Here is a 26,965-nt window from a genome sequence, read left to right on the forward strand (position 1 = left end):
CTGCACTCTAGCGCGCTGAGGGCCCCGGGTGTTCCGGACTCCGGCCACCGGGCACCCGACCGGGGCGTGCGCCCGCACCCGGACCGCCGGGGCGGCCGGTGCGCGTGGCCGGCGCACCCGACCGCAGCGGGGCGCGCCCCACCCCGGGCGAGGGGGTGGCGTCGTCGGGCTGGGCGTCGCTGCGGATGTCGATCCGGCAGCCGGTCAGCCGGGCGGCCAGGCGGGCGTTCTGCCCCTCCTTGCCGATCGCCAGAGACAGCTGGTAGTCGGGGACGACGACCCGCACCGCCTTGGCCTGGCGGTCGACCAGCTGGGCGCTGGTGACCCGCGCCGGGCTCAGCGCCGAGGCCACGAAGGTCGCCGGGTCGTCGGACCAGTCCACGATGTCGATCTTCTCGCCGTGCAGCTCGCTCATGACGTTGCGCACCCGCTGCCCCATCGGGCCGATGCAGGCGCCCTTGGCGTTGAGCCCCGGCACCGAGGTGCGGACGGCGATCTTCGAGCGGTGACCGGCCTCGCGCGCGACCGCGACGATCTCCACGCTGCCGTCGGCGATCTCGGGCACCTCGAGGGCGAAGAGCTTGCGGACCAGGTTGGGGTGGGTGCGCGAGACGGTGACCTGCGGGCCGCGGAAGGTGCGGGCGACCGACACCACGTAGGCCTTCAGCCGGCTGCCGTGGGGGTAGGTCTCCCCCGGCACCTGCTCGGCCGCGGGCAGCACCGCCTCGACCTTGCCGATGTCGACGAGCACCGTGCCGCTGGCGTTGCGCCGCTGGTCGGCCTGCACGATGCCGCTGACGATGTCGCCCTCCTTGCCCGCGTACTCGCCGAAGGTCTGCTCGTGCTCGGCGTCGCGCAGGCGCTGGACGATGACCTGCTTGGCGGTGCTGGCCGCGATGCGGCCGAAGTCCTGCGGGGTGTCGTCCCACTCGCGGACGACCTCGCCGTCGGGCCCGAGCTCCTGGGCGAGCACCGCGACCTCGCCGGTCTTGCGGTCCACGTGCACCCGCACGTGCTTGCGCGCCCCGTCGGCGTGCCGGTACGCGGTGACCAGGGCCGTCTCGATGGCCTCGATGACCGTGTCGGCCGGGATGCCCTTCTCCCGCTCGACCGCCTTGAGGGCGGTCACGTCGATGTTCACTGTCCTCCTCCGTCGTCGTCCGCGGGATCCGGCTGCTCGTCCGCGTCGGGCTCGTGCCGGCCGAACTCCACCTGCACCCGCCCGGCGCCCAGCTCCTGCCACGGCACCTGCCGCCGGGTGGGCGGCCGCTTCCTCGCCCCGGGCTTGCCCTTCGCCTCCACCGCGAGGGTCACCCCGTCGCCGTCGACCTCCAGCACCCGCGCGGTCACCTGCTCGACCGAGCCCGCGGAGCCCACGGCGACGGTGACCAGCCGCCCGGTGTTGCGCCGCCAGTGCCGCGGCTCGGTGAGCGGCCGGTCGACCCCGGGGCTGGTGACCTCGAGCACGTAGGGGGCGCTGCCGAACTCCCCGTCGTGCTCGTCGAGGGCCGTGGAGACCGCGCGGCTGACCTCGGCGACGTCGTCGAGGGTCACGCCGGCGTCCCGGTCCACCACGACCCGGACGATGCTGCGCCGGCCGGCCGGGGTGACGGCCAACTCCTCGAGGTCGTACCCGGCGGCCTCGACGACCGGGGCGACCAGCCCGGCGAGGCGGGTCGCGACGGGGTCGGTGCGGGGGGCGGCGGACACGGCTCCCTCCCTCTCCTGGCTCGGTCGGCGGCAGGCACGGGTGGTCCGGCGCCCTGTGTCGCGGCCCGGGAGGGGTCGGTGGACACGCCGTCGGCCCGGTACCGGGCGGAGGGTCAGGCTACCGCTACGCCGGCGACCCCGAGACCGGGCGGCCGGGGAGGGACCCGCCCGCAGTGTGCTCCCGGCCGGGCGCGGGCGGGGCTGAGAGGATGGCGGTGATGGTCCCCCTGCCTCCTCCCGCCTCGGCGGGCTGCTCCCGGCGCGCCTTCCTCGTGGCCTCGGCCGGCCTCGCGCTGCTCGCCGCCGGCTGCACCGCGGGCTCCTCGGGTGCCCCGACCGTGAGCACCGAGGAGGCCGACCGGCTGGCCGAGCAGGTGGCCGTCCAGGAGGCGGTGGTCGCGGCCTACGCCGCGGCGACGACCGCCGACCCCGCGCTGGCCCTGAGCGACCTGGCCGCGCAGGCCTCCGAGCAGCTCGACCGGCTGCGCGCTGCGGCGCCGTCCGCGACGGCGTCGCCGGCCGCGTCCTCGTCCGCGGCACCGGCCTCGTCCGCGGCACCGGCCTCGTCCGCGGCACCGGCCTCGTCCGCGGCACCGGCCGTTCCGCCGGGCGGGGACGTGCGCACCTGGCTGCGGGAGCAGGTGGCCGGCGCGGCCGCCGCGCACGCCGCGGCCTGCGCCCGCCAGACGGGCGCGCGGGCGGCGCTGCTCGGGTCGGTCGCCGCGGGGCTGCGCGGGCACGAGGCGGCACTGGCGTGAGCGGAGGGCAGGCACGTGGCTGACGACGGCGTCCTCGACGGGGGCACCGAGACCGCGGCGCTGCGCGAGGTGGTGGCCGCCGAGCACGCCGCCGTGTGGGGGTACGGCGCGCTGGGCGCGGCGCTGCCGGAGGACGCCCGTGGACCGGCGGTCGCCGGTGACGTCGCGCACCGGGACGCCCGCGACCGGCTGGCGGCGCTGCTGGAGTCGCGCGGCGCCGACCCGGTCCCCCGCGCGGCGGGATACACCCTGCCCTTCCCCGTCCTGTCCGCCGTGGACGCCGCGGCCCTGGGCGTCGTCCTCGAGGAGGGCGTGTCCGCGGCCTGGGTGCGGCTGCTCGACCAGGCGACGGAGCCCGACGTGCGCGGGCTGGCCGTCGGGGAGCTCTGCGCCGCCGAGGTCCGCGCCGTCGGGTGGCGCGCCGCCGCCGGCCGGACGCCGGTCACCGACGCGTTCCCGGGCCTGTAGGAGGAGCCCGTCCTCCCCACCCCTCGCACGCTCGGGGCGGGGCCCCGGACGAAGCCGGCGGCACCCGGGACGGGGCCGCCTCAGGCCCGGGGCAGCCCGCCGAGGAAGACGTCGGTCACGTCGACGGCCACGCTGCTGGACTGACCGGTCTCCACCAGGACGGCGAACGCCAGGTCGCCCTGCGGCCCGCCGAGCTGGTAGCCCATGAACCAGCCGTGGGCGTCGGGCGGGGTGTCGGTGCCGAACTCGGCGGTGCCCGTCTTGCCGTAGACCTCGCCGCGGTCGACCAGCGCGTTCGCCGTCCCGGAGCGCACCACCTCGCGCATCATCGGCCGCAGCGCCTCGAGCACGGCGGGGTCGGGGCCGGCGGCCACCTGCCCGGCCGGCTCGGCGCCGACGACCTCGACCGGCACCGCCGGGGTGCCGCCGGCGACGCCGGCGGCCACCAGGGCCAGCTGGGCGGGGCTCATGAGCACCTGGCCCTGACCGATGGCGTTGGCCGCCTTCGTCGTCCCGGTGCTGTCGGCCGGCACCTCGCCGCTGAACACGTCGACCGGCAGCTGCCAGTCGGTGCCCACGCCGTAGGAGGCGGCGGCCGCCGCGAGCGCGTCGTCGGGCAGCTCCAGGCCCTGCTGCATGAAGGTCGTGTTGCAGGACTCGGCGAAGGCCTCGGTGAAGGGGACCGTGCCCAGGTCGAACTGGTCGGCGTTCTCGAACTCGCGCCCGTCGACGACGAAGGTGCCGGGGCAGGCGACCGGTGTCTGCGGGGTCAGCGTGCCGGTGGCCAGCAGCGCGGTGGCGCTGATCGTCTTCATGCTGGAGCCGGGCGGGTACTGGCCGGTGAGGGCGTTGCCCGCCGCGGCGGCCTCGTTGGAGGACACCGCCAGGATCTCCCCCGTGCCGGGCCGGACGACGACCAGGTGGGTCGGCAGCTGCTGGGTGGCGACGGCAGCGTCCGCGGCAGTCTGCACCGCGCGCACCAGCGGCGTCTGCGCCGGCCGGCCCGGGACCGGCTCGACAGCGTCGACCTCCCGGCCGGGATCCCCGGTCGCCTCGTCGGTGCTGACGACGGAGACCGTGAAGCCGGGCGTGCCGGTCAACTGCTCCTGGAGGGCGCGCTGCAGCCCGGAGAGGCCGAGCTGGTCACCGGCGGCGTACGCCGGGACGCCGTCCCCGACGGTCTCCTCGAGCACCTCCGCGGTCGCCGGGCCGACCCGGCCCAGCAGGGCCGAGGCGAAGCGGGGGCTGGGTGCGAGCAGCCTGGTGTCGGTGGGGAAGACGGCGCCGGGCAGGTCGAAGACCTGCGCGCGGACGGCCTCGAAGTCCGGACGGCGCAGCGTGATGACCGGCACGAACTGGCCTGCGGGCGCGGCCTGGACGTCGGCGACGATCTGCTCCGCGGCGATCCCGGTGGCTGACGACAGCGCCGCGGCCAGCGCCGGCAGGTCGGTGACCTGAGCGGGGTCGACCCCGACGTTGACGACCTCGGTCGGGGCGAACAGCGGCTGCCCCGCGGCGTCGGTGATCGCCGCCCGCTCGGGGAGCTCGCGCTCCAGCTGCAGGCGCTGGCCCTCCCCCAGCTCCGGGTGGACGAGGGTGGGCTCGGCGACGACGTCCCAGCCCTCCTCGGCCTCCTGCAGCCGCAGGGTGGCCGGGTAGCTCCACTCGGGGGTGGCGGCGAGGTCCCAGGTGGCGGTCCAGTCGACGGTCGCGGTGCCGTCCTCGACGGTCACCTGCCCGACCTCGGGGGTCAGCGCGGCCCCGGGCAGGTCGGTGGCGGCCTGCTCGAGCAGGGCGGTCGCGACCCCCGGGTCGGTGGTCGCGCCGGCGGCGGCCGCGGTGTCCCCGGCGGCCCAGTCGGCGAGGAAGGCCTCGGCGGCGGACCGGACGTCGGCCTCGGCGTTGCCGGAGCAGGCCGCCAGCACCGGCACCGCGAGCAGTGTGAACGTGGACCCCAGGACCGTCGCCCGACGTGTACGCACGGCGAGACAGCGTTCCAGACGAGGGCGTCGATCCCCGGGAGGCTGGCCCCCTCCCGGGCACTGCCCCCTGCGGGGCCCCGCCGCGAGCCCGGTGACGGGCTGGAACGGCCTCCCTGCAGCGGCCCGTCGCGAGCCCGGTGACGGGCTGGAACGGCCTCCCTGCAGGGGCCCGGCCCGTCGCGAGCCTGCGAGTGACGGGGGCAGGGAGGTCCTTCTTCAGAACAGGACGCTGGCGAACCGCCCGACCTCGCGGAACCCGACCCGGGCGTAGGCGGCCCGGGCCGGGCCGTTGAAGTCGTTGACGTAGAGGCTGACCACCGGCGCGATGGCCGCGCGGGCGTACTCGACGACGGCCGCGGTGCCGGCGGCACCGATGCCCCGGCCGCGGTGGGCGGGGGCGACCCACACGCCCTGCACCTGGCAGGCACTGCGGGAGACCGCGCCGATCTCGGCCTTGAACAGCACCTCGCCGCCCTCGATCCAGGCGAGCGACTGGCCGGCGCGGATCAGGTCGGCGACCCGGGCGCGGTAGCCGGCGCCGCCGTCCACCCGCAGCGGGCTGACCCCGACCTCCTCGGTGAACATCGCCACCGCGGCCGGCAGCAGGACGTCGAGCTCGGTGAGGCGCACGGGGCGCACCCGCGACTCCGGGGCGATGGCCGGTGGACCCTCGATCGCCAGCAGCGGCTGGCGGGGCCGGTGGTCGCGGGCCGGGCCCCAGGAGGGCTCCAGCAGCGCCCACAGCGGGTCCACGGACGCGGCCGGACCGACGATGGTCGAGCAGCGCCGCCCGGCGCGCCGGGCGCGCTCGGCGAAGGCCTCGGCCGCGGGCCGCTCCGCCCCCGGCAGGGCGAACGGGATCAGGTTGGCCCCGGCCAGGCAGACCGCGTCCAGCGAGGGCCCGCGGCCCAGCCCCCACAGCGGGGCGCCGAGGGCCGCGGCGGAGGTGCCTGCGGCCTCGACCCGCCCGGCGATGACGCAGGCCGCCACCGGGTCGCCGGCGAGCAGGGCGCGGACGGCGGGCTCGTCGGTCTCGTCGAGGACCCGCGCCGTCGGGGTGGCGGGGTGGGCGGCAGACACTGGCGTGCGCAGCACCGGACCGGTCAGCCGACGGTGACGACGGGCCGTCCGGGCGGGACGCCGTCGTCGGCCTGCTCGCCGGAGGGGCGCATCTCCCCGGCGAGTCGCAACGCCTCCTCGATGAGCGTCTCGACGATCTGCGACTCGGGGACGGTCTTGACGACCTCGCCCTTGACGAAGATCTGGCCCTTGCCGTTGCCCGAGGCCACCCCGAGGTCGGCCTCGCGGGCCTCGCCCGGGCCGTTGACGACGCAGCCCATGACCGCCACCCGCAGCGGCACCTCGAGCCCGTCGAGGCCGGCGGTGACCTCGTCGGCCAGCGTGTAGACGTCGACCTGGGCGCGCCCGCAGGAGGGGCAGCTGACGATCTCCAGGCCGCGCTGGCGCAGGTTGAGCGACTCGAGGATCTGGGTGCCGACCTTGACCTCCTCGGCCGGCGGGGCCGAGAGGGAGACGCGGATGGTGTCGCCGATGCCCTGGGACAGCAGCGCGCCGAAGGCGACGGCGGACTTGATCGTGCCCTGGAAGGCGGGGCCGGCCTCGGTGACGCCCAGGTGCAGCGGGTAGTCGCACTGCGCGGCCAGCAGCTCGTAGGCGCGCACCATGACCACGGGGTCGTTGTGCTTGACCGAGATCTTGATGTCGCGGAAGTCGTGCTCCTCGAACAGCGAGCACTCCCACAGCGCCGACTCGACCAGCGCCTCGGGCGTGGCCTTGCCGTACTTGGCCAGCAGCCGCTTGTCCAGCGACCCGGCGTTGACGCCGATCCGGATCGGGATGCCGGCGCCCTTGGCCGCCCTGGCGATCTCGCCGACCTTGTCGTCGAACTTCTTGATGTTGCCGGGGTTGACCCGGACGGCGGCGCAGCCGGCGTCGATCGCGGCGAAGACGTAGCGCGGCTGGAAGTGGATGTCGGCGATGACCGGGATCTGCGACTTCTTCGCGATGATCGGCAGCGCCTCGGCGTCGTCGGTGTCCGGGACGGCGACCCGCACGATCTGGCAGCCCGAGGCGGTGAGCTCGGCGATCTGCTGCAGCGTGGCGTTGATGTCGGCGGTCTTGGTCGTCGTCATCGACTGCACGCTGACCGGGTGGTCGCTGCCGACGCCGACGCCGCCGACCATGAGCTGGCGGGTCTTGCGCCGGGGAGCGAGGACGGGCGGGGGCACAGCGGGCATGCCGAGACCGACGGGGATGGCCATGGCAACCAGTATCGCCGGTTCCGGCAGGTCGGTGCCGGTGACGTGGGGTGGAACACCCGGTGCGGACTACTGCAGGGTGATCGGGTTGACGATGTCGGCGATCAGCAGCAGGCCCGAGAGGACGACGAACAGGCCTGCGACGACGTAGGCGACGGGCATCAGCCGGGCGATGTCGAACGGGCCGGGGTCGGGCCGGCCGCTCAGCCGGGCGACGACCGAGCGCGCCTTCTCGTAGAGCGCACCGGCGACGTGGCCGCCGTCGAGCGGGTAGATCGGCAGCAGGTTGAACAGGAACAGCACCAGGTTGATGCTCGCCAGCAGTTGCAGGAACGTGCTGACCTTCTCGAGGGTGGTCAGCTGCGGGATGGAGAAGACCTCACCGGAGATGCGGCCCACGCCGACGACGCCGATCGGGCCGTTGGGGTCGCGCTCCTCGCCCAGGAACGCCGCGCGGAACAGCTGCGGGATGCGCTCGGGGATCTCGACGAGCCGCTCGACGGCGTTGGTGACGACGGTGCCGAAGTAGGCGGGGACGTCCGAGAGGTCCTGCCGGGCGAGCTGGCCGCTGGGCGAGATGCCGAGGTAGCCGGCGGTCGTCGTCCCCTCGGTGGGGTCGGTCGGGTCGGCGTAGACGGTGTTGGCGATCGGCGTGACGGGAACCTGCTGCCGCGCGCCGTCCCGCTCGATGGTGAGGTCCAGCCGCTGCCCGGGGCTGGTGCGGATGGCCTCCTGCACCGTCGTCCAGCTGTCGTACGCGGTGGGGTCCAAGGGCTGCCCGTCGATGGCGACGATCGTGTCGCCGGGGCGCAGCCCGGCGGCCGCCGCGGGGCTCTGCTGGGGCAGCGCGCAGCCCGGCGTCCCCGCCTCGCAGGCCTGCCCCTGCGGCGTGGTCGGCGCCGAGCAGGGGTCCTCCCGGGCCGCCGTGACCGCGCCGGCCGGGAGCACGCACTCCGGGACGTCGCGCACCGTCGTGGTCAGCACGCTGGTGCCGATGACGGTCAGCAGCACGGTGAACAGCAACACGGCGAGCACGAGGTTGTGGAAGGGGCCGGCGAACATGACGATGACCCGCTGCCACCAGGGCTTGGCCCAGAAGACCCGGCCCTCGTCACCGGGGCGGACGTCGTCGAGCGCCGCGCCGCGCACCTCGGCGATGAACGAGCGCATGCGGGTCGCCCGCTTGCTCTCGTTCTCCTCGGCCGGCGGGATCATCCCGATGATGCGGATGTAGCCGCCGAGCGGGACGGCCTTGACGCCGTACTCGGTCTCCCCGCGCGTGCGGGAGAAGATCGTCGGGCCGAAGCCGACCATGAACTGCGGCACCCGCATGCCGAACTTCCGGGCCCAGAAGAAGTGCCCGTACTCGTGGAAGGCGATCGAGAAGAGCAGGCCGGCCGCGAAGGCGACGATCCCGAGGACGGTCAGCAGCAACCCGCTCAGCTCAGCCTCCGGCGATCACGCTCCCGGCGTGCTGCCGGGCCCACCCCTCCGCCGCCAGGACGTCCTCGACGCAGGTGGGGGCGCCGAGGTCCGGCGCGTCGTCGAGGGTACGCGCGACCAGGTCGACGATGCCCCGGAACGGCAGCCGACCCGCCAGGAACGCCGCGACCGCCTCCTCGTTCGCGGCGTTGTAGACGGCCGGGGCCACCCCGCCGGCCTCCCCGGCGGAGCGGGCCAGCGCGACGGCGGGGAACGCCTCGTCGTCCAGCGGGGCGAACTCCCAGCTGCTCGCCGTCGACCAGTCCAGCGCCGGCTGCACGTGCGGCAGTCGGTCGGGCCAGGCCAGGGCCAGGGCGATCGGCAGCCGCATGTCCGGCGGGCTGGCCTGGGCGATGGTCGCGCCGTCGGCGAAGGTCACCATCGAGTGCACGATCGACTGCGGGTGCACCACGACGTCGATGTCGGCGAAGGGGACGTCGAAGAGCAGGTGTGCCTCGATGAGCTCCAGGCCCTTGTTGACCAGGGTCGCGGAGTTGATCGTCACGACCGGGCCCATCGCCCACGTCGGGTGCGCCAGTGCCTGCTCGACGGTGACGTCGGCCAGCTCGGCGGCGCTGCGGCCGCGGAAGGGCCCGCCGCTGGCGGTGAGCACCAGCCGGGCCACCTCGCTCATGCGCCCGCCGCGCAGGCACTGCGCCAGCGCGGAGTGCTCGGAGTCGACCGGCACCAGCTGCCCGGGGGCGGCCGCGGCGGTGACCAGTTCCCCGCCGGCCACCAGCGACTCCTTGTTGGCCAGCGCGACGGTGCGGCCGGCCCGCAGCGCCGAGAGCGTGGGCCGCAGCCCGATCGAGCCGGTGATGCCGTTGAGGACGACGTCGGCCGGGCGGGCGGCGAGCTCCTCGGCCGCCCTCGGGCCGGCGAGGATCTCCGGCAGCGCGAACTCGCCCCTCGACCAGCCGCGCTTGGAGGCGGCGGCGTAGAAGGCCAGCTGGAGGTCCTGGGCGGCGGTCGCCCGCGCCACGGCGACGGTGCGGACGCCGAGGGACAGCGCCTGCTCGGCCAGCCGGGCCACGTCCCCGCCGCCGGCGGCCAGACCGGTGATCCGCAGCCGGTCCGGGTTCTGCTCGGCCACCGTGATCGCCTGCCGGCCGATCGACCCGGTGGAGCCCAGCACCGTCACCTCGCGCACGCCGTCCACGGGCGCATCCTCCCCGACCGCGGCGCGCCGCCGGTCCCTCGGGGAGTGGGGCGGCGGCGGGCCTGGCAGGATGACGGCGTGAGCGAGCAGACCCACCGCGAGCGGATCTCCGTGGACAACCCCGCTACCGGGCGGGTCAACCAGCCCGGGCGTGAGGAGGGCATCGTCCGGGCCGGCGCCCAGCCGGTCGAGCACGAGCGCCCCGAGGACTGGGGCTGGCACGGCGAGACCGGCAGGTGGGGCCGCGTGGGCGGGGTCATCGCGACGCTGTTCATGCTCGCCTACCTCTACGGCAACCACGAGGGCCGCGTCGAGGACCTCTGGGTCGTGGCCATCGCCGCCCTGATGATCCTGGTCCTGGTGCTCGACTGGCGGCGCCGCCGCAACGCCTGGCGCGCCAAGTAGTCGCGAGCCCCCCGAGAGGCCCGTCCCCTGCCGTTGGGGCGGGCCTCTCGTCGTCCGCGCCGGCAACGGTGGATCCCGCCCCGCCGGGCTGCCCTACCGGTGGGGGTCAGCTGACGCCGACGCCGATCGCCAGCCCGATCGCGTAGGTGACCCCGGCGGCGACCGCGCCGAAGAGCAGCTGCCGCAGGGCGGCGTACCACCAGGGCCGCGGCGTGAAGCGGGAGGACAGCGCGCCCGCCGCGGCCAGGCCCACGGCGCCGCAGACCAGGGCGGCGGCGAGCACGGAGAAGCCGAGCAGGTAGGGCACCAGCGGGATCACCGCGCCCGTGGCGAAGGTGAGGAACGAGGAGACCGCCGCGGTCCACGGCGAGGGCTTGTCGGCCGGGTTGAGTCCCAGCTCGGCGACCACGTGCAGCCGGAGCGCGGTGTCGGGGTCGCGGTGCAGCTGGACGGCGACCTGCTGCGCGAGGTCGGCGTCCACGCCGCGGGATCGCAGCAGCTGAACCAGCTCGGCGAGCTCGCCGCGCGGGTTGCGCTCGAGCTCGCGGCGCTCCTTCTCCACCTCGAGGTCGAGCTGCTCGTTCTGCGTCCGTACCGAGGTGTACTCGCCCAGCGCCATGGAGATGGCGCCGGCGACCAGGCTGGCCACGCCGGAGAGCACGATCGCGCGGGAGGACGCTCCCCCGCCGCCGACGCCGGCGACCAGCGCGGTGTTGGTGACCAGCCCGTCCATCGCGCCGAACACCGCGGGCCGCAGCCAGCCGCCGGAGACGTCGGCGTGGCTGTGCTCGTGCGCCTCGGCCGCCGGGGCCTCCGAGGTCACGCGTCGGCCTCAGCGCCCAGCGCGACCGGCGGCTCGAGGGACGGCGTCGGCAGCGCGACGCTGGGGACGCCCAGCAGGACCCCGTCCTCCTCACCCCTCGCGAGCTCGGGGTGAGCCTCGGGACGGGGACTCCGGTCGGCCGCGGCCAGCTGCCCGCAGGCGCCGTCGATGTCCTGGCCGCGGGTGTCGCGGACCGTCGTCGGCACGCCGTGCGCCCGCAGCCGCGCCACGAACTCACGCTGCGCGGGCAGCGGGCTGGCGTCCCAGCGGCTGCCCGGCGTCGGGTTGAGCGGGATGAGGTTGACGTGTGCCCGCCGGTCGGCGAGCAGCCGGCCGAGCAGGTCGGCGCGCTCGGGCTGGTCGTTCACGTCGCGGATCAGCGCGTACTCCACGGAGTACCGGCGGCCGGTGCGCGCGGCGTAGGCGTCGGCCGCGTCGACGACCTCCTGCACCTTCCAGCGCGTGTTGATCGGCACCAGGGTGTCGCGCAGCTCGTCGTCGGGCGCGTGCAGGCTGACCGCGAGGGTGACGTGCAGCCCCTCCTCGGTGAGCCGCCGGATCGCCGGGACGACGCCGACGGTGGAGACGGTGACCGAGCGCTGGGACAGGCCCAGCCCGTGCGGCGCCGGCGTCACCAGCGCGTCGAGGGTCTTGCGGACGCGGGCGTAGTTCGCCAGCGGCTCACCCATGCCCATGAAGACCACGTTCGACAGCCGACCGGGCCCGCCGGGGACCTCGCCGTCGGCCATCACCGCGGCCGCGGCGACCGCCTGGCCGATGATCTCCGCGGCCGAGAGGTTGCGGGTCAGCCCGTTCTGCCCGGTGGCGCAGAAGGGGCAGGCCATGCCGCAGCCGGCCTGGCTGGAGATGCAGACGGTGGCGCGGTCCGGGTAGCGCATGAGCACGCTCTCGACCAGCGCGCCGTCGTGCAGCCGCCACAGCGTCTTGCGGGTGCGGCCGCCGTCGGCGCTCAGCGTCCGCACCGGTGTGAGCAGGCCGGGCAGCAGCGCGCCGGTGAGCTCCTCGCGCACCGCGGCCGGCAGGTCGGTCATCTGCGCCGGGTCGGTGACGCCCCGGTAGAAGTGCCGGGCGAGCTGGTCGGCGCGGAAGGCCGGCTGGCCCAGCTCGGCGACCGCGGCGCGGGCCTCCTCGCGGGTGAGGTCGGCGAGGTGGCGCGGCGGCTTGCCCCGGCGCGGGGCGTCGAACACGAGAGGGAGGGCAGTCATGGCGTCGTCCATGGTCCCACCCCTTCGCGGTGCGTGCGCCGCGCCGCAGGTGAGGTCGCTCGCTCAGACCGCCGGTTCCCCGGGGTCCTGACCGGGGGTCTCGGGCGTCCCGGGGGTCTGCGCGCCCGGTCCGTCGGCGTCCGTCGGCTTCGCCGTCGGGGTCGGCGTGGGCGTCGGGGTGGGCGTCGGGGTGGGCGTCGGGGTGGTGGGCGCCGAGGTGGTGGGCGTCGGCTTCGCCGTCGGGGTCGGCGTGGGCGTCGGGGTGGTGGGGGCCGGCTTCGCCGTCGACGTCCGGGTAGTGGGGGTCGGCTCAGCCGTCGGGGACGGGGACGTCCGCGGACGTCCCGGCTCGTCGCTCCGGACCCGGGCCGCAGCGGACCCGGCAGGCCGGTCCGTCGACGCCGCAGCCGGCGACCCGGGCCGCGCCGGAGGGACGACCACGGACGGAGCCGCCTCCGGGGTCGGGACGGTCGCCGGGGAGGGAGCCGGGGGCCGGGCGGCGCGGACCGGGACAGGAGCCCGGTCCGGAGGCGCCTCCTGCACCGGGGTGGCCGGCACCGTGGCGCTGGCCGTCGGTGCGGCCGGGACGGTGTCCGCGACATCAGGGGGCCGGGTCGTGGGGGCGACCCGGGTGGATGTGGCGACCGGACCCGGTGACGACTGCACGTCCGCGGTCGGGACGGGGCCGGAGGAGGACCCGGCCAGCAGGGTCGCGCCCGCGATGCCGCCGGCGGTGAGCAGGGCGACCACCACGGCGACCGCCGCACGACGCCGGGGGCGCACGCGCGGGCGGACGACGACCCGCGGCCGCACGGTCGCGACCACTGCGGGGTGGAGGACCCCGACGGCCGGGTCCGGCCCGTCGACCCCTGGGACCCCGCCCCGCGCGACGGCGGCCTCCTCGGGCGCGGCACGCCCGGGGCCACCGTCCTCGGGGGCGCCGCACGGACCGCCGTCCCCGTGGTCGCCGCCCCCGGAGGGGTCTGCCACCCGGTCCTCGACGTCCGGCTCCGCTGCGGTCACCCACCCGGGCAGCCAGCCGTGCTCCCAGTCGTCGGTCCGGGGCACGAGGCCCTCCGCCACCGGTTCCTGGTCCACCGGGGGTGCGACGGCGGCCGGCGGGGTGCCGGCCGGCCCGGAGTCACCTGCTCCCCCGTCGTCCTGCCGTGCCGTCATCCCACCTCCAGCCACTCAACGTCATCGATGTCTCACGGAACGGAGTGGAGCCATGCTGCCCGACGGGTCCGGGCGGTTCCCGGAGGCGCGGCCGGGATCCGGCGCGAGGACGCGCACACCGGCCGGGTCGTCCTGCCGTCCGCTGCTGCCGCGGTCCCGAGCCGGAGGGGCCGGCGAGCTAGCGTCGGCCGGGTGACCGAGGCGGAGAGGGACCCCGTCCCGCTGGACACCGTCGGGGTCGGCCCGTGGGAGGGGCCGTGGCCCGAGGACCCCCGTTACGACCCCGAGCTGCTGGCCGCCGGCGACCGCCGCAACGTCGTCGACCGCTACCGCTACTGGACCGTCGAGGCGATCGTCGCCGACCTCGATCCCCGCCGGCACCCCTTCCACGTCGCCATCGAAAACTGGCGGCACGACCTCAACATCGGCACGGTGGTCCGGACCGCCAACGCCTTCCTGGCCGCGGAGGTGCACGTCGTGGGACGGCGTCGCTGGAACCGCCGGGGTGCCATGGTCACCGACCGCTACCAGCACGTGCGCCACCACCCCGACGTCGCGGCGCTGGTGGCGTGGGCGCGGTCCGAGGGGCTGCCGCTGCTGGCCGTCGACAACCTGCCCGGCGCCCGCCCGCTGGAGAGCGAGCCGCTCCCCCGCGCCTGCGTGCTGCTGTTCGGCCAGGAGGGCACCGGCCTCTCGGAGGAGGCGCGCGACGCCGCGGACGGCGTCCTGTCGATCGCCCAGTTCGGCTCCACCCGCTCGATCAACGCCGGGGTGGCGGCAGGCATCGCCATGCACGCGTGGATCCGGCTGCACGCGCGATGACCTCCATGCGCGATGACCTCCATGCGCGATGACCTCATCCGCGATGACGTCGTCCTCCCTGGCGCCACCGCGGGGCACGCGACGTACCCGTCGGGCCGAGCCGCTGCCTCCGTCCTGGCGGGCGGCCTCCAGCCCGCACCGGGCCGCGCTCCGGGTGACAGTGGGGAGGAGGTCCGCCAGGCTCCCGGGCATGAGCCGTCTCGACGACGTCGACCTGTCCGCACGGCTGTCCAAGAAGGAGGCCAAGGAGCAGCTGGCCGCTGTCCAGGAGAGGCTCGTGCACCTGCGCCTGTTCCTCGGCGGCCAGATCGGCCCCGGCGAGCTGGGCCCGCCCCTGTGCGTGCTCTTCGAGGGCTGGGACGCCTCCGGCAAGGGCGGGGCGATCAAGCGGCTGGTCGAGCAGCTCGACCCCCGGCACGTGCGGGTCGCCCAGTTCGCCGCCCCCACGTTCGACGAGAAGCGGCACCACTTCCTCTGGCGGTTCTGGCCGGTCCTGCCCGGCTGGGGCGGCATGGCCGTGCTCGACCGCACCTGGTACGGCCGGGTGCTCGTCGAGCGGGTCGAGGGCTTCGCGACCGAGGAGCAGTGGCAGCGGGCCTACGGCGAGATCGTCGACATGGAGACGACGCTGGCGGCCGAGGGCACGATCCTGGTCAAGTTCTGGCTGCACGTCTCCCCCGAGGAGCAGCTGCGCCGCTTCGAGTCCCGCCGCGACGACCCCTACCGCGCCTGGAAGCTCACCGACGAGGACTGGCGCAACCGCGAGAAGCGGTCCGCCTACGAGGCCGCCGTCGAGGAGATGCTCGTGCGCACCGACACCCCCGCCGGGCGGTGGCACGTCGTGGCCGGCGACGACAAGCGGTCGGCGCGGGTGTCCATCGTGCGGACCGTGTGCGAGACGGTCGAGGAGGCACTGCGCGCCCGTAGCATCGACCCCGACCCGCCGCTGCCCGGCGCCGCCGCGTGACCCTGCTGGTCCACCTGGTCGAGCCCGCGGACTGGCGTGCGGCGCTCGACACCGGGGCGCTGTGCCCGCCCTCCCTGCCCGACCAGGGGTTCGTGCACCTCTCCACGCCGGAGCAGGTGCACCTGCCGGCCGGGCGCCTGTTCCCCGGGCGGCGGGACCTCGTGCTGCTCGTCGTCGACCCCACGCGGCTCACCGACCGGGTGCGCTGGGCCGCCGGCGTGCCCGGCGACCCGCCCGGCATGCGCTTCCCGCACCTGCAGGGCCCGCTGCCCACGAGCGCCGTCGTCGCCGTCGTCCCGTACCGACCGCCCGCCGGACCGGTCCTCCCCCGGCCGGAGGACGCGCTGGGCCGGGCGCTGGCGCTGTCGGTGTCGCTGCGCACCCGGCGGGCCGCCGAGGTGCGCGACGTCCCCGGCGGGATCGCGGTACTGGATCCGCGCTTCCCGTACTCCCGGGACGACAACCGGCTGGTGCTCACCGACCCGGTGGACGCCGGCACGGTCGCGCGGGCGGCGGCCTCGGTCACCAGGGACGCGGGCTGGCCGCACCTCGCCGCCACGCTGACCTGGCCGGGTGCGGGCGACGTGGCGCGCGAGCTCGCCAGCCGCGGCTGGCGGGCGGAGGAGCTGCTGGTGATGGCCCGCCCCGCCACGCCGGCCCTCGCGGGACGTCGCGCCGAGGCGGTCGACCAGTCCGAGGTGCACGACCTCTGGGAGCGCTCGTGGCGGCGCGACCTGCCGCCGTCCGGGGCCGACCTGGACGAGGTGGTGGCCCAGCTCATCGGCCGGGAGCACCGCAACGACCGGGTCGTCGCCGTCGTCGACCTCGCCGTCCGGGAGGAGGGCCGGGTCGTCTCGGCCGGGCAGCTGCGCGTCGACGGTGCCACCGCCGCCTTCGAGTCGATGAACACCGACCCCGCAGCGCGCGGCCGCGGGCACGGGGACGCCGTCCTGGCCGCGGCGCTGGACCGCGCGGCCGACCGCGGCTGTGACCTCGTGGTGCTGGAGGCCGACGCCGCCGACTGGCCGCGGCACTGGTACGCCCGCCGCGGGTTCGTCCCCGTGGGCTCGACCTGGGAGGTCTCCGCTCAGGCGGGCGCGACCACCGAGAGCAGCAGGTAGGCGACCGCGGCCGAGGGCAGCAGCGAGTCGAGGCGGTCCATGATGCCGCCGTGGCCGGGCAGCAGCTGCCCCATGTCCTTGATGCCGAGGTCGCGTTTGATCAGCGACTCCCCGAGGTCGCCGGCCGTCGCGCTGACGGCCAGGGCGACGCCGAACAGCACCCCGCCCCACCACGGCCCGCCGAGGGCGAGGGTGACGATCGGGGTGGCGATCAGCACGCAGGCGACGATCGAGCCGGCCATCCCCTCCCACGACTTCTTGGGGCTGACCGAGGGCGCCATCGGGTGCTTGCCGAAGAGCACGCCCGCGGCGAAGCCGCCGACGTCGTTGCCGACGACGGTGGCGATGAAGGCCAGCACCCGCGCCGCGCCGTCGTCGGGGACGAGCAGCAGGACGGCGAAGCCCGCCAGCAGCGGCACGTACAGCGCCACCAGGACGCCGGCCGAGGCGTCCCGCAGATAGCCGACGGGGCCCTCGCCCAGCCGCCACAGCAGGACGGCGAGGACGGTGAGCAGGAACGCCACCACCAGCCCGGACGCCCCGCGGGTCCAGGCCAGCGCGATCATCGCGACCGTGCCGACGAGGAGGGGCACCAGCGGAGCGCGCGCGTTCCCCGCTCGCAGCGCCCGGGTCAGCTCGACGACGCCGGTGAGGATCGCGGCACCGAGCACGAGCAGGAACGCCGGCCGGTAGACCAGCAGCGAGACCAGGATGACCGCGCCGAGACCCAGGCCGACGCCGATGGCCGCGACCATGTCGCGACCGGCGCGGCCGGGCTTCTTCGTCGGCGTCGGGACCAGGTCGGGGCCGATGGACTCGGTCGTCGACGTGGGGGGCTCGATCGCCGTCGTCCCCGGCTCATGCCCGGACGGCCCGGCGTTCGCCGGCTCGTGCACGGGCAGCGGTGCCGTCCGCAGCTCGGTGACCGCCCGCGGCGGCGGGGGCGGTGCCGGACGCCGGCCACCGATGGGGATCGGCCCGGTGTCGGGGTCGGGGGTCATGGGCGGGGTTCCGGGCGGGTCAGACCTCGAGCAGCTCGGACTCCTTGTTCTTGACCGCGTCGTCGATGCCGTGCACGTGCTTGGCGGTGAGGTCGTCGAGTTCCTTCTCCGCCCGGCGCACCTCGTCCTCGCCGGCCTCGCCGTCCTTGGCGATGCGGTCGAGCTCCTCCTTGGCCCGGCGGCGCACGTTGCGGATGGCGACCTTGGCGTCCTCGCCCTTGGCGCGGGCCTGCTTGACCAGGTCGCGGCGGCGCTCCTCGGTCAGCTGGGGGAACACCACGCGGATGATCTGGCCGTCGTTGGTCGGGTTCACGCCGAGGTCGCTGTCGCGGATGGCCTTCTCGATGGCCGACAGCTGGCCGGTGTCGTAGGGCTTGATCACCGCCATGCGCGCCTCGGGCACGGTGATCGACGACATCTGCGGGACCGGCGTCGGGGCGCCGTAGTAGTCGACCAGGACCTTGTTGAACATCGACGGGGCGGCGCGCCCGGTGCGCACCGAGCCGAGGTCCTCCCGCGCGACCGACAGGGCCTTGTCCATCCGCTCCTCGGCGTCGAGCAGGGTGTCGTCGATCACGGGTCTCTCCTCCTGGTGCGGCGGAGCGGTCCGCCGCGGATACGGGTCTGCGGGCTGCCGGCGGCGGCGCTCAGGCCGGGTCGCTGATCAGCGTCCCGATCCTCTCACCTGCCACGGCCCGGGCGATGTTCCCGGGCTCCAGCAGGTTGAACACGACGATCGGCATGCTGTTGTCCATGCACAGGCTGATGGCGGTCGCGTCGGCGACCTTCAGCTGCTTGGCCAGCACGGTGCCGTAGTCGAGGTCCTCGTACAGAACGGCGTCCGGGTTGTTGCGGGGGTCGTCGTCGTAGACGCCGTCCACCCCGTTCTTGGCCATGAGCAGCACCTGGCAGCCGATCTCCAGGGCGCGCTGGGCGGCCACCGTGTCGGTGGAGAAGTAGGGCATGCCGGCGCCGGCGCCGAAGATGACCAGCCGGCCCTTCTCCAGGTGCCGCACCGCCTTGCGGGGGATGTAGGGCTCGGCGACCTGGCCCATCTCGATCGCCGTCTGCACACGCGTCTGCAGTCCCACCTGCTCGCAGAAGGCCTGCAAGGCCAGGCAGTTCATCACCGTGCCGAGCATGCCCATGTAGTCGGCGTGCCGGCGGTCCATGCCGGCCTGGGACAGCTCGGCGCCGCGGAAGAAGTTGCCCCCGCCGACCACCACTGCCACCTGGGTGCCGCCGCGGACGACGTCGGCCAGCTGGGTGGCGATGTCCTGCACGATGCCGGAGTCGACGCCCACCTTGCCGCCGCCGAAGGCCTCTCCGGAGAGCTTGAGGAGGACCCGCTTGTAGCCCGCGCCGTCGGCGGGTTCGAAGGCGGTGGGTGCGGACAGGGGCGCGGTGTGCTGCGGCGCGGCGGTGTCGGTCAACGGTTCTTCCCTCGCTCGACGTCGTTCCCCTGATCCTGCCGCACGGGGCGTGCGGCAGCTCGCGGGCAGGGGTCTCCCGCATCGCCGCCCGGACACGCCACCGGCCCCGTCCCGGGAAGGGACGGGGCCGGTGAGCAGGAGGACCCTGCTGCCCCCACCGCTCGCACGCTCGCGGCGGGACCCTGCAGCAGGGCCGTCAGTACTAGGCCTGGCCGACCTCGAAGCGGGCGAACCGCTCCACGGTCAGGCCGGCCTCGTCGACGATCTGCTTGACCGTGCGCTTGGGCTCCGTGATCGACGGCTGCTCGAGGAGGACGAAGTCCTTGTAGTAGGCGTTCACCCGACCCTCGACGATCTTGGTGATCGCCTGCTCGGGCTTGCCCTCCTCCTTGGCGGTCTGCTCGGCGACGCGGCGCTCGGTCTCGACCGCCTCGGCCGGGACCTCCTCGCGGGACAGGTAGCGGGGGCGGGCCGCGGCGATGTGCATCGCCAGGCTGCGCGCGGCGTCCTCGCTGCCGCCGCTGTACTGCACCGCGACACCGATCGCCGGGGGCAGGTCGGTGGCCCGCTTGTGCAGGTACGTGGCGGTCTGGCCGTCGAAGACCACGAAACGGCTGAGCACCAGCTTCTCGCCGATGCGGGCCGACTCGCTCTCGACCAGCGCGGCGACGGTCTGGCCGTCGACGTCGGTGGCGAGCAGCGCGTCGACGTCGGCCGGCTTCTGCGCCAGGACGACGTCGAGCAGGCGCTCGGCCAGCTTGACGAAGTCCGCGTTCTTGGCGACGAAGTCGGTCTCGCAGTCGAGCTCGAGCAGCGCGCCGTCCCTGCTGACGACGACGCCGTTGGTCGTCGAGCGCTCGAGGCGCTTGCCGACGTCCTTCGCGCCCTTGATGCGCAGCAGCTCGACGGCCTTGTCGTAGTCGCCCTCGGCCTCGGTGAGCGCCTTCTTGCAGTCCATCATGCCGGCGCCGGTGGCGTCGCGGAGACGCTTGACGTCGGCCGCGGTGAAGTCAGCCATGCCTCTTCCTTTGGATGTCAGTTCGGCCCCGCTGCGGGGTCCCGCCGCGAGCCTGCGAGCGGTGGGGGCAGCGGGGTCCTCTTTCAGCCGTTCTGGGCGCCCTGGGTGCCGGTGGTCGTGTCGCCGGTGGCGGGCACGCCCTCGACGGGGGCGACCTCGGCCGCGGTCACGGCGGGGGGCTCGGCCGGGGTCTCCGGCAGCGGGGTGGCGGCGTCAGCAGCCGCGTCGCCCTGCTGACCGGTGAGCAGCTCGCGCTCCCAGTCGGCCAGCGGCTCGTCGCCACCGATGGCCGGCTGGCCGCCGTCCTCACGGCCGGCGTTGGCCTGCGAGGCCGAGCGGGCCATGAGGCCGTCGGCCACGGCGTCGGCGATCACGCGGGTCAGCAGCGCGGCGCTGCGGATGGCGTCGTCGTTGCCCGGGATCTTGTAGTCGACCTCGTCGGGGTCGCAGTTCGTGTCGAGGATCGCGACGACCGGGATGTTGAGCTTGCGGGCCTCGCCGACGGCGATGTGCTCCTTCTTGGTGTCCACGATCCAGACGGCGCTGGGCACCTTCTGCATGTCGCGGATACCGCCGAGGCTGCGCTCCAGCTTGGCCTTCTCGCGGGTGAGGCCCAGCTGCTCCTTCTTGGACAGGCTGACCAGGACACCGGTCTGCTCCATGTCCTCGAGCTCCTTGAGGCGCTGCAGCCGCTTGTGCACGGTCGAGAAGTTGGTGAGCATGCCGCCCAGCCAGCGCTGGTTGACGTAGGGCATGCCGACGCGCTGCGCCTGCTCGGCGATGACCTCCTGCGCCTGGCGCTTGGTGCCGACGAACAGGATCGTGCCGCCGTGCGCGACCGTCTGCTTGACGAACTCGTAGGCGTTGTCGATGTACCCGAGCGTCTGCTGCAGGTCGATGATGTAGATGCCGTTGCGCTCGGTGAAGATGAAGCGCTTCATCTTCGGGTTCCAGCGACGGGTCTGGTGCCCGAAGTGGACGCCGCTGTCGAGCAGCTGCTTCATGCTGACGACTGCCATGGCCGCAGCCTCTCTGGTCTCTGCGCGCGGCCACGCCGGGCCGCGCTCCTCGGTTGTCGCGGGCACCGGGTGGCGCTCCGCCCTGGCGTCCGGGCCGCCACGACCCCGCGGGCGACCGCGGGGACCGGGGTGGCGACCGTCCCGCTGCTGCCAGCGGGGTCAGGACGCGCGAAGTCGACCCGCCACAGACGGGTCGCGTTCCTCAGCATACGCCCGCCGCCGGCGGCCCTCCCCAGCGGCCGGGGCCGTCCACAGACCGCGGCCGGGCGCCGCGTCCGGCGTCCCGCGGGCGCACGCTGCCACGGTGCGTCGCCCGCTGCTCGCCGCCCTCCTCCTGGTCCCGCTGCTGCTGCCGGCCGGAGGGGCAGCGGTCGCCGCGCCCGCCGCGCCGGACGACGTCCCGGCCGGCCTCTGGGCGCGACCTGTGGACGGCGCGGTGACCCGCCCGTTCGACCCGCCGCCGGACCGGTACGGGGCCGGCCACCGCGGCGCGGACCTCGCCGGAGCGGCGGGGTCGCCCGTGCTCGCCGCGGGGGACGGCGTCGTCGTCTTCGCCGGGATGGTGGCCGGGCGGCCGGTGGTCAGCGTCGACCACGCCGGGGGTCTGCGGACGACGTACGAGCCGGTCGACGCCGTCGTCGGCGCCGGGCAACCGGTCGCCCGCGGCGCGCTGCTCGGCTCGCTGGCCGGAGGTCACGCCGGCTGCCCGGTCGCGGCCTGCCTGCACTGGGGGCTGCGGCGCGGGGAGGTCTACCTCGACCCGCTGTCGCTGCTGGAGCCGCCGGAGGTCCGGCTCCTGCCGATGGGGTGACCGCGGGCCGTCGGGGCTGGACGGCGGTGGCGGTGAGCACCTCCCGGAAGTGCGCGACGGTGGGGAACGGGTCGTCGAACGCGTGCCGCAGCTCGCGCCACCGCTGGAAGCCTTCCTCCGCAGTCGCTCCGCTCCTCGCTCGCTGCGATGCTCACCCCGGTCGGCCGCCGCCCTGCGATGCCCCCCGCAGGAACGCCGTCGTCACGCGATGTCGGCGAGCTTGGTGCGCAGCTGCAGCACCGCCTTGGTGTGCAGCTGGCAGATGCGGCTCTCGGTCACGCCGAGGACGCGGCCGATGTCGGCCAGGGTCAGGCCCTCGAAGTAGTAGAGGCTGACGACGACCTTCTCCCGCTCGGGCAGCTGCTCGACCGCGCGCGCCAGCAGCTGCCGGGCCTCGCTGTGCTCGGCCATGGCCTGCGGGTCCAGCGCGCTGGTGTCCTGCAGGGTGTCGACCAGGCGGGGGGCGCCGCCCTCGTCGTCGGAGAGCAACTCGTCGAGCGCGACGACGTTGACCAGGGAGAGCTGACCGAGGAACTTGCGGACCTCCTCGACGTCCATGTCCATCTCGGCGGCCACCTCCTCCTCGGTGGGGCTGCGCTGGAGCCGGCTCTCGAGGGCGGCCACCGTGCGCTCGAACTGCCGGGCCTTCATCCGCACCGACCGCGGAATCCAGTCGGTGCTGCGCAGCTCGTCGATGATCGCGCCACGTATGCGGGCCATCGCGTAGCTCTCGAACTTGACCTCGCGCGAGGGCTGGTAGCGGGTGATCGCGTCGATGAGGCCGAAGGTGCCGTAGGAGACCAGGTCGGCCTGCTCGACGTGCGCGGGCAGGCCGCTGCCGACGCGGCCGGCGACGAACTTCACCAGCGGCGCGTAGTGCAGGATCAAGCGGTCGCGCAGCTCGGGCGCCCGGTCGGCGACGTAGGCGGCCCACAGCTCGGCCAGCGCGGCGTCGGCGTCGTCCGGGGTCTCGTCGAGCCGGTGGATGGCGGCCTCGGTCACGGTCTGCGCTCCCGACTGTCGGAGGCTCCTGACGGGAGACCTCAGGGTGGGCACGGGGGTGGTACGCGATCCGGTGGCGCGCACGCCAACTGTCTCATCCACGGGCAGCGGTCCTCTCAGGCGCGCGGGTGCGCCTGCGCATGGACGGCGCGCAGCCGCTCGACGGTGACGTGCGTGTAGATCTGGGTGGTGGCGAGGCTGGCGTGGCCGAGCAGTTCCTGCACCGAGCGCAGGTCGGCCCCGCCCTCCAGCACGTGGGTGGCCGCGGAGTGCCGCAGCCCGTGCGGGCCGATGTCGGGGGCGCCCGGCGCGGCGGCCACCGCGGCGTGGACGGTGCGCCGGACCTCGCGGGCGTCGAGCCGGCCACCGCGCAGACCGAGTAGCAGCGCCGGGCCCGAGCGCTCGGTCGCCAGGGCGGGCCGGCCACGGGTGAGCCAGGCGTCGAGGGCCCGCTCGGCGGGTGCGCCGTAGGGGACGCTGCGTTCCTTGCGGCCCTTGCCGAGCACCCGCAGCAGGCGGCGGCCACGGTCGACGTCGTCGACGTCGAGCCCGACCAGCTCGCTGACCCGCACGCCGCTCGCGTACAGCAGCTCGAGCACCACCGCGTCGCGCAGCCCGACCGGCTCCTCGGCGCCGGCGGCGGACTCGACGACCACCCGGGCCTGGTCGGGCGCCAGCACGTCGGGGAGGGTGCGCTGCGCCTTGGGGCTGAGCAGCCGCAGGCCGACGTCCTCGGGGGTGAGGCCGGCCCGGCGCAGCCAGGCGGTGAACGACCGGGCGGCCGCGGCGCGGCGGGCGGTGGTGGCCCGGCCGGCCCCTCGGGTGCGGCCCTGGGCCAGCCAGCTGCGCAGCGTCGCCAGGTCCAGGTCGTCGACGCGCGTGCCGCCGCGACGGACCAGGTGGTCCAGCAGCCAGACGGCGTCGCCGACGTAACCGCGCACGGTGTGCTCGGAGAGGTCGCGCTGCGTGCGCAGGTGCTCCTCGTAGCCGGCCAGCGCCTCCGCCAGCACCGGCGGCAGCGCCGCGCGCGCGTCGGCGGTGCGGGCAGTCACCCGGAAACGGTCGGTCGGCCCCGACCGGGGGTCAAGCCGAAGCGCCGACGACGCGGAGGCTCATGCCGCCTCCTCCCCTGCCGTCACCCCCGTCCCTCCCCGGTTCGCCGCGCCCGGACCAGGCGCCATCCGGCGTCGGTCACCTCGACCAGATCCGCGAGCTCCAGCACGGGCAGCACCCGCAGCACGTCGAGGACGTCGCAGCCGGCGACCCTCGCCAGCCGCTCGGGGCTGACGCCGTTGCGCACGGGGCAGGCGTCGAGCACGCGCACGGCGAGGTCGGAGAGCCCGTCGCGGGGGCCGACGGGGCGCTCCGGCGGGTCGGCGAGGTCCTCCCCCAGCCGGCCGACCTCCTCGACGACCTGGGCGGCGTCCGTGACCAGGACCGCCCCGAGCTCGGCCTCGCGCAGCAGCTCGTGGCAGCCCACGCTCATGGCCGAGGTGACCGGGCCGGGGACGACCATCACCTGCCGGCCCAGCTTGTGCGCCCGCCGCGCGGTGGCCTGCGCACCGGACCGGGCCGCCGCCTCGACGACCACGGTGCCCCGGGTCAGCGCGGCGATCAGCCGGTTGCGGACGAGGAAGCGGTGCCTGTGCGGAGCGGCCCCGGGCGGCCACTCGCTGACCACGAGCCCGGACTCCGCGATGCGGTGGAACAGCGCCCCGTGCGCGGCGGGGTAGGGCCGGTCGACGCCGCAGGCCAGCACCGCCACGGTGGGGGCGTCCGCGGCCAGCGCGCCCCGGTGGGCGGCCGCGTCGATGCCGAAGGCCCCGCCGGAGACGACCGTCCACCCCCGCTCCCCCAGCTGGTGGCCCAGCTCGCCGGCGACGTGCTCGCCGTACGCGGTCGACGCCCGGGCACCGACGATCGCCACCGACCGGTCGGCCAGCTCGTCGAGCCGGGCGGCCCCCCGGACCCACAGCGCCAGCGGCGGCACCGGTGCGGTCGTGCGCGGTGAGTGGTGCCGCGGGTCGTCGGGCTCCCCGCTCGTGGCCAGCGTGAGGCAGTGCAGCAGGTGCGCCGGCCACTCGGCGTCCTCGGGGACCACGAGCCGCGCGCCGCAGCGCTCGGCCTGCAGCAGGTCCTCCGGCGAGGCATCCTGCCCGGCGCGGGCACCGGCCAGCGCCCGGACGCCGTCCGGCGCCCGCCCCGACCGCAGCCGGCGTACCGCCTCCACCGGGCCGACGTCCTCGACGAAGCGCCAGAACGCGACGCTGCCGGGCTCAGCGGCCCGGCTCAGCCAAGCCCGGGCGCGCCGCACCGCGGGGCCGGCGAGCCCGTCGACCGTCGGTACCTCGGTCAGCCCCTGCTCCATGTCCTCGTCGAGGCTGGGCACCGCGGTCATGCCGCGGCCCGCTGCAGCCGCAGCCCGAGGGCCTCGGCGACGTCGTCGGCCCCCGGCACGCTGCGCCCGCCGAGGTCTGCCAGGGTCCAGGCCACCCGCAGCACACGGTCGTAGCCGCGCACCGACAGCGCCCCGCGCTCCAGGGCCCGTTCGACCAGGCGGAGCGCGGACCGCGGCGGCGACCACCGCTCGCGCAGCAGCCTGCCGGGCATCTGGCTGTTCACCCGCAGACCCGTACCGGCCAGCCGCGCCGCCGCGGCCGCCCGGGCCCGGGCGACGCGGCCGGCGACGACGGCGGTCGGCTCGGGCGCTGCCCCGGCCTCCAGCCAGGCGGCCCGGGTGACCGCCGGGAGGTCGACCCTCAGGTCGATGCGGTCGAGCAGCGGCCCGGAGAGCCGGGCCTGGTAGCGCCGCCGCTCCAGCGGGCTGCAGGTGCAGGCGGCGTCGCCGGCGGCACCGGCGCAGGGGCAGGGGTTGGCCGCGAGGACCAGTTGCGCCCGGCACGGGAAGGTGGCCGCGCCGCTGGCCCGGGAGATGGTCACCGAGCCGCGCTCGAGCGGCTGGCGCAGCGTGTCGAGGACCGCCCGCGGGAACTCCGGCGCCTCGTCGAGGAAGAGCACGCCGCGGTGGGCCCGGCACAGCGCGCCGGGGCGGATCAGGCCCGAGCCGCCGCCGACGAGGGCGGCCATCGTGGCCGAGTGGTGCGGCGCCTCGAAGGTCGGGCGGGTCACGAGCGGGGCGTCCGGCGGCAGCGTCCCGGCGACGGAGTGGATGGCGGTGACCTCGAGCGCCTCCTGCTCGTCCAGCGGCGGCAGCAGACCGGGCAGGCGCTCGGCGAGCATCGTCTTGCCCGCACCCGGCGGCCCGCTGAGGAACAGGTGGTGCCCGCCGGCGGCCGCCACCTCCACAGCCCGGCGGCCGATCGGCTGACCTACGACGTCACCCAGGTCGGGCCCGGGCGGTGCCGGCGGCAGGATCCGGCGGGTGTGCCGGGGCAGCGGCGTCCGGCCCTGCAGGTGGGCGGCCACCTCGGCGAGCGTGCCGGCGGCCAGCACCTGGACCCCCTCGACCAGTGCGGCCTCCTCCGCGTTGCCCGTGGGGACCACCACCGTCGGGTGGCCGGCGCGGGCGGCGGCGAGGACGGCCGGCAGCACCCCGCGGACGGCGCGTACCGAGCCGTCGAGCCCGAGCTCCCCGAGGAGCACGAGGCGGCCCACGGACTCGGCCGGGACCGCGCCGTCGGCCGCCAGGACCGCCGTGGCCAGCGCCAGGTCGAAGCCACTGCCCTGCTTGGGCATCGACGCCGGCGACAGCCCGATGGTGATCCGGCGCAGCGGCCACTTCCCCCCGGCGTTGACCACCGCCGCCCGCACCCGGTCGACCGACTGGCGGACGACGGCGTCGGGCAGCCCGACGAGCACCACACCGGGCACCCCGGCCGACAGGTCCACCTCGACGTCGACCATCGCGCCGTGCACCCCGGCCAGGCCGACCGACCAGGTGCGCGCGAGCGTCACGAGAACGCCGCCCGCAGGTGGGTGACCTGCGCCGGCCGGCCCGGCCGCACCAGCACGCCGACGACGTCGAAGCGCAGCTCCGGCGCGTGCTCCTCGTGGGCGGCCAGCCAGCGCTGCGCCAGCGTGCGCAGCCGGCGCTGCTTGACGTGCCCGACCGCCTCGACGGGGTGGCCGAACCCGACCGCACGGCGGGTCTTGACCTCGCAGAAGACCAGCGCGTTCCCGTCGCGGGCGACGATGTCGAGCTCGCCGTCGCGGCAGCGCCAGTTCCGGTCGAGGACGCGCAGGCCGCTGTCGGTCAGGTAGGCGGCGGCGATGCGCTCGCCGTGGGCGCCGAGGTCCGATGTCGTTCGCACCCGGCCGACCGTCGTCCGCCCGCACGGGCCGG

General features: G+C 75.7%; 26 protein-coding genes. 7 read left to right on the forward strand and 19 right to left on the reverse strand.

The features are described 5' to 3' along the window. Positions 1–7: 7 nt before the first annotated feature. Positions 8–1,141 (reverse strand): transcription termination factor NusA, encoded by a 1,134-nt coding sequence (gene nusA / locus ACWIX3_RS22935; RefSeq protein ID WP_448609653.1) that lies wholly within the window; start codon positions 1,139–1,141, stop codon positions 8–10. Then, on the reverse strand, positions 1,138–1,710 hold the full coding sequence (gene rimP, locus ACWIX3_RS22940; RefSeq protein WP_448609654.1) for a ribosome maturation factor RimP: 573 nt from the start codon (positions 1,708–1,710) through the stop codon (positions 1,138–1,140). Before rimP ends, nusA begins: the two co-directional genes overlap by 4 nt. Positions 1,711–1,928: 218 nt before the next feature. Between rimP and ACWIX3_RS22945 the strand changes: the two genes are divergently transcribed. Together ACWIX3_RS22945 and ACWIX3_RS22950 are read left to right on the forward strand one after the other, a co-directional pair. After that, positions 1,929–2,468 carry a hypothetical protein gene (locus ACWIX3_RS22945; RefSeq protein WP_448609655.1) on the forward strand — a complete coding sequence of 180 codons (540 nt, stop codon included), beginning with the start codon at positions 1,929–1,931 and terminating at the stop codon, positions 2,466–2,468. Between the two features lie 15 nt (positions 2,469–2,483). After that, positions 2,484–2,936 (forward strand): ferritin-like domain-containing protein, encoded by a 453-nt coding sequence (locus ACWIX3_RS22950; RefSeq protein WP_448609656.1) that lies wholly within the window; start codon positions 2,484–2,486, stop codon positions 2,934–2,936. An 80-nt stretch (positions 2,937–3,016) separates the two neighbouring features. On the opposite strand, the gene ACWIX3_RS22955 is transcribed toward ACWIX3_RS22950, so the two are convergent. The 5 genes from ACWIX3_RS22955 to dxr form a co-directional block, all read right to left on the reverse strand. Next, positions 3,017–4,867: a penicillin-binding transpeptidase domain-containing protein gene (locus ACWIX3_RS22955; protein WP_448609657.1), complete on the reverse strand. Its 1,851-nt coding sequence runs from the start codon at positions 4,865–4,867 to the stop codon at positions 3,017–3,019. A 267-nt stretch (positions 4,868–5,134) separates the two neighbouring features. Then, positions 5,135–6,013, reverse strand: a complete 879-nt coding sequence (locus tag ACWIX3_RS22960; RefSeq protein ID WP_448609658.1) for a GNAT family N-acetyltransferase — start codon at positions 6,011–6,013, stop codon at positions 5,135–5,137. Between the two features lie 8 nt (positions 6,014–6,021). Further along, positions 6,022–7,200 (reverse strand): flavodoxin-dependent (E)-4-hydroxy-3-methylbut-2-enyl-diphosphate synthase, encoded by a 1,179-nt coding sequence (ispG, locus tag ACWIX3_RS22965; RefSeq protein ID WP_448609659.1) that lies wholly within the window; start codon positions 7,198–7,200, stop codon positions 6,022–6,024. 66 nt (positions 7,201–7,266) lie between these two features. Continuing rightward, complete coding sequence (locus ACWIX3_RS22970; RefSeq protein WP_448609660.1) at positions 7,267–8,631, reverse strand: M50 family metallopeptidase; 1,365 nt, start codon at positions 8,629–8,631, stop codon at positions 7,267–7,269. A gap of 10 nt (positions 8,632–8,641) precedes the next feature. Further along, positions 8,642–9,838, reverse strand: a complete 1,197-nt coding sequence (gene dxr, locus ACWIX3_RS22975; RefSeq protein WP_448609661.1) for a 1-deoxy-D-xylulose-5-phosphate reductoisomerase — start codon at positions 9,836–9,838, stop codon at positions 8,642–8,644. Positions 9,839–9,916: 78 nt separating this feature from the next. Here dxr and ACWIX3_RS22980 point away from each other — a divergent pair, with 78 nt between their 5' ends. After that, a complete protein-coding gene (locus ACWIX3_RS22980) occupies positions 9,917–10,243 on the forward strand; it encodes a DUF2631 domain-containing protein (protein WP_448609662.1) in 327 nt (108 codons plus the stop codon). A gap of 106 nt (positions 10,244–10,349) precedes the next feature. Here ACWIX3_RS22980 and ACWIX3_RS22985 read toward each other — a convergent pair whose 3' ends face one another. Further along, a complete protein-coding gene (locus ACWIX3_RS22985) occupies positions 10,350–11,066 on the reverse strand; it encodes a VIT1/CCC1 transporter family protein (protein WP_448609663.1) in 717 nt (238 codons plus the stop codon). After that, positions 11,063–12,292: a 23S rRNA (adenine(2503)-C(2))-methyltransferase RlmN gene (gene rlmN, locus ACWIX3_RS22990; RefSeq protein WP_448609664.1), complete on the reverse strand. Its 1,230-nt coding sequence runs from the start codon at positions 12,290–12,292 to the stop codon at positions 11,063–11,065. The genes ACWIX3_RS22985 and rlmN overlap by 4 nt, the downstream gene beginning before the upstream one ends. Positions 12,293–13,660: 1,368 nt before the next feature. Between rlmN and ACWIX3_RS22995 the strand changes: the two genes are divergently transcribed. The 3 genes from ACWIX3_RS22995 to ACWIX3_RS23005 all read left to right on the forward strand — a co-directional run bounded on the left by ACWIX3_RS22995 (position 13,661) and on the right by ACWIX3_RS23005 (position 16,378). Then, positions 13,661–14,290, forward strand: a complete 630-nt coding sequence (locus ACWIX3_RS22995) for a TrmH family RNA methyltransferase (protein WP_448609665.1) — start codon at positions 13,661–13,663, stop codon at positions 14,288–14,290. A gap of 190 nt (positions 14,291–14,480) precedes the next feature. Further along, positions 14,481–15,257, forward strand: a complete 777-nt coding sequence (locus ACWIX3_RS23000; protein ID WP_448609666.1) for a polyphosphate kinase 2 family protein — start codon at positions 14,481–14,483, stop codon at positions 15,255–15,257. After that, positions 15,254–16,378: a GNAT family N-acetyltransferase gene (locus tag ACWIX3_RS23005; RefSeq protein WP_448609667.1), complete on the forward strand. Its 1,125-nt coding sequence runs from the start codon at positions 15,254–15,256 to the stop codon at positions 16,376–16,378. Before ACWIX3_RS23000 ends, ACWIX3_RS23005 begins: the two co-directional genes overlap by 4 nt. On the opposite strand, the gene ACWIX3_RS23010 is transcribed toward ACWIX3_RS23005, so the two are convergent. The 5 genes from ACWIX3_RS23010 to rpsB all read right to left on the reverse strand — a co-directional run bounded on the left by ACWIX3_RS23010 (position 16,345) and on the right by rpsB (position 20,849). After that, positions 16,345–17,379: a phosphatidate cytidylyltransferase gene (locus ACWIX3_RS23010; protein WP_448609668.1), complete on the reverse strand. Its 1,035-nt coding sequence runs from the start codon at positions 17,377–17,379 to the stop codon at positions 16,345–16,347. The two genes, ACWIX3_RS23005 and ACWIX3_RS23010, sit on opposite strands and share 34 nt — an antisense overlap. A gap of 19 nt (positions 17,380–17,398) precedes the next feature. Next, the gene (frr, locus tag ACWIX3_RS23015) at positions 17,399–17,956 is read right to left on the reverse strand and encodes a ribosome recycling factor (protein WP_448609669.1); all 558 of its coding nucleotides are present in this window, start codon (positions 17,954–17,956) and stop codon (positions 17,399–17,401) included. A gap of 70 nt (positions 17,957–18,026) precedes the next feature. Next, the gene (pyrH, locus tag ACWIX3_RS23020) at positions 18,027–18,812 is read right to left on the reverse strand and encodes a UMP kinase (RefSeq protein WP_448609670.1); all 786 of its coding nucleotides are present in this window, start codon (positions 18,810–18,812) and stop codon (positions 18,027–18,029) included. Positions 18,813–19,014: 202 nt separating this feature from the next. Next, positions 19,015–19,830, reverse strand: coding sequence for a translation elongation factor Ts (gene tsf / locus ACWIX3_RS23025; RefSeq protein ID WP_448609671.1), 816 nt, complete (start codon positions 19,828–19,830; stop codon positions 19,015–19,017). 83 nt (positions 19,831–19,913) lie between these two features. Then, positions 19,914–20,849, reverse strand: coding sequence for a 30S ribosomal protein S2 (gene rpsB / locus ACWIX3_RS23030; RefSeq protein ID WP_448609672.1), 936 nt, complete (start codon positions 20,847–20,849; stop codon positions 19,914–19,916). Between the two features lie 304 nt (positions 20,850–21,153). Here rpsB and ACWIX3_RS23035 point away from each other — a divergent pair, with 304 nt between their 5' ends. Next, positions 21,154–21,660: a M23 family metallopeptidase gene (locus ACWIX3_RS23035; RefSeq protein WP_448609673.1), complete on the forward strand. Its 507-nt coding sequence runs from the start codon at positions 21,154–21,156 to the stop codon at positions 21,658–21,660. Positions 21,661–21,861: 201 nt separating this feature from the next. On the opposite strand, the gene whiG is transcribed toward ACWIX3_RS23035, so the two are convergent. The 5 genes from whiG to ACWIX3_RS23060 form a co-directional block, all read right to left on the reverse strand. Then, positions 21,862–22,662 (reverse strand): RNA polymerase sigma factor WhiG, encoded by an 801-nt coding sequence (gene whiG / locus ACWIX3_RS23040; RefSeq protein WP_448609674.1) that lies wholly within the window; start codon positions 22,660–22,662, stop codon positions 21,862–21,864. A 116-nt stretch (positions 22,663–22,778) separates the two neighbouring features. After that, positions 22,779–23,714, reverse strand: a complete 936-nt coding sequence (locus tag ACWIX3_RS23045; protein WP_448609675.1) for a tyrosine recombinase XerC — start codon at positions 23,712–23,714, stop codon at positions 22,779–22,781. Between the two features lie 83 nt (positions 23,715–23,797). Further along, complete coding sequence (dprA, locus tag ACWIX3_RS23050; RefSeq protein ID WP_448609676.1) at positions 23,798–25,060, reverse strand: DNA-processing protein DprA; 1,263 nt, start codon at positions 25,058–25,060, stop codon at positions 23,798–23,800. Continuing rightward, a complete protein-coding gene (locus ACWIX3_RS23055; protein ID WP_448609677.1) occupies positions 25,057–26,577 on the reverse strand; it encodes a YifB family Mg chelatase-like AAA ATPase in 1,521 nt (506 codons plus the stop codon). The genes dprA and ACWIX3_RS23055 overlap by 4 nt, the downstream gene beginning before the upstream one ends. After that, complete coding sequence (locus ACWIX3_RS23060; RefSeq protein WP_448609678.1) at positions 26,574–26,933, reverse strand: YraN family protein; 360 nt, start codon at positions 26,931–26,933, stop codon at positions 26,574–26,576. Before ACWIX3_RS23060 ends, ACWIX3_RS23055 begins: the two co-directional genes overlap by 4 nt. Positions 26,934–26,965: the final 32 nt, after the last annotated feature.

This window comes from Geodermatophilus sp. URMC 60 (assembly GCF_053502585.1).

Coding starts and splice junctions, on each gene's coding strand:
- ACWIX3_RS22945 (WP_448609655.1), top strand. CDS start 1,929: ATGGTCCCCCTGCCTCCTCCCGCCTCGGCGGGCTGCTCCCGGCGCGCC.
- ispG (WP_448609659.1), bottom strand. CDS start 7,200: ATGGCCATCCCCGTCGGTCTCGGCATGCCCGCTGTGCCCCCGCCCGTC.
- rlmN (WP_448609664.1), bottom strand. CDS start 12,292: ATGACTGCCCTCCCTCTCGTGTTCGACGCCCCGCGCCGGGGCAAGCCG.
- ACWIX3_RS23000 (WP_448609666.1), top strand. CDS start 14,481: ATGAGCCGTCTCGACGACGTCGACCTGTCCGCACGGCTGTCCAAGAAG.
- ACWIX3_RS23010 (WP_448609668.1), bottom strand. CDS start 17,379: ATGACCCCCGACCCCGACACCGGGCCGATCCCCATCGGTGGCCGGCGT.
- tsf (WP_448609671.1), bottom strand. CDS start 19,830: ATGGCTGACTTCACCGCGGCCGACGTCAAGCGTCTCCGCGACGCCACC.
- rpsB (WP_448609672.1), bottom strand. CDS start 20,849: ATGGCAGTCGTCAGCATGAAGCAGCTGCTCGACAGCGGCGTCCACTTC.
- dprA (WP_448609676.1), bottom strand. CDS start 25,060: ATGACCGCGGTGCCCAGCCTCGACGAGGACATGGAGCAGGGGCTGACC.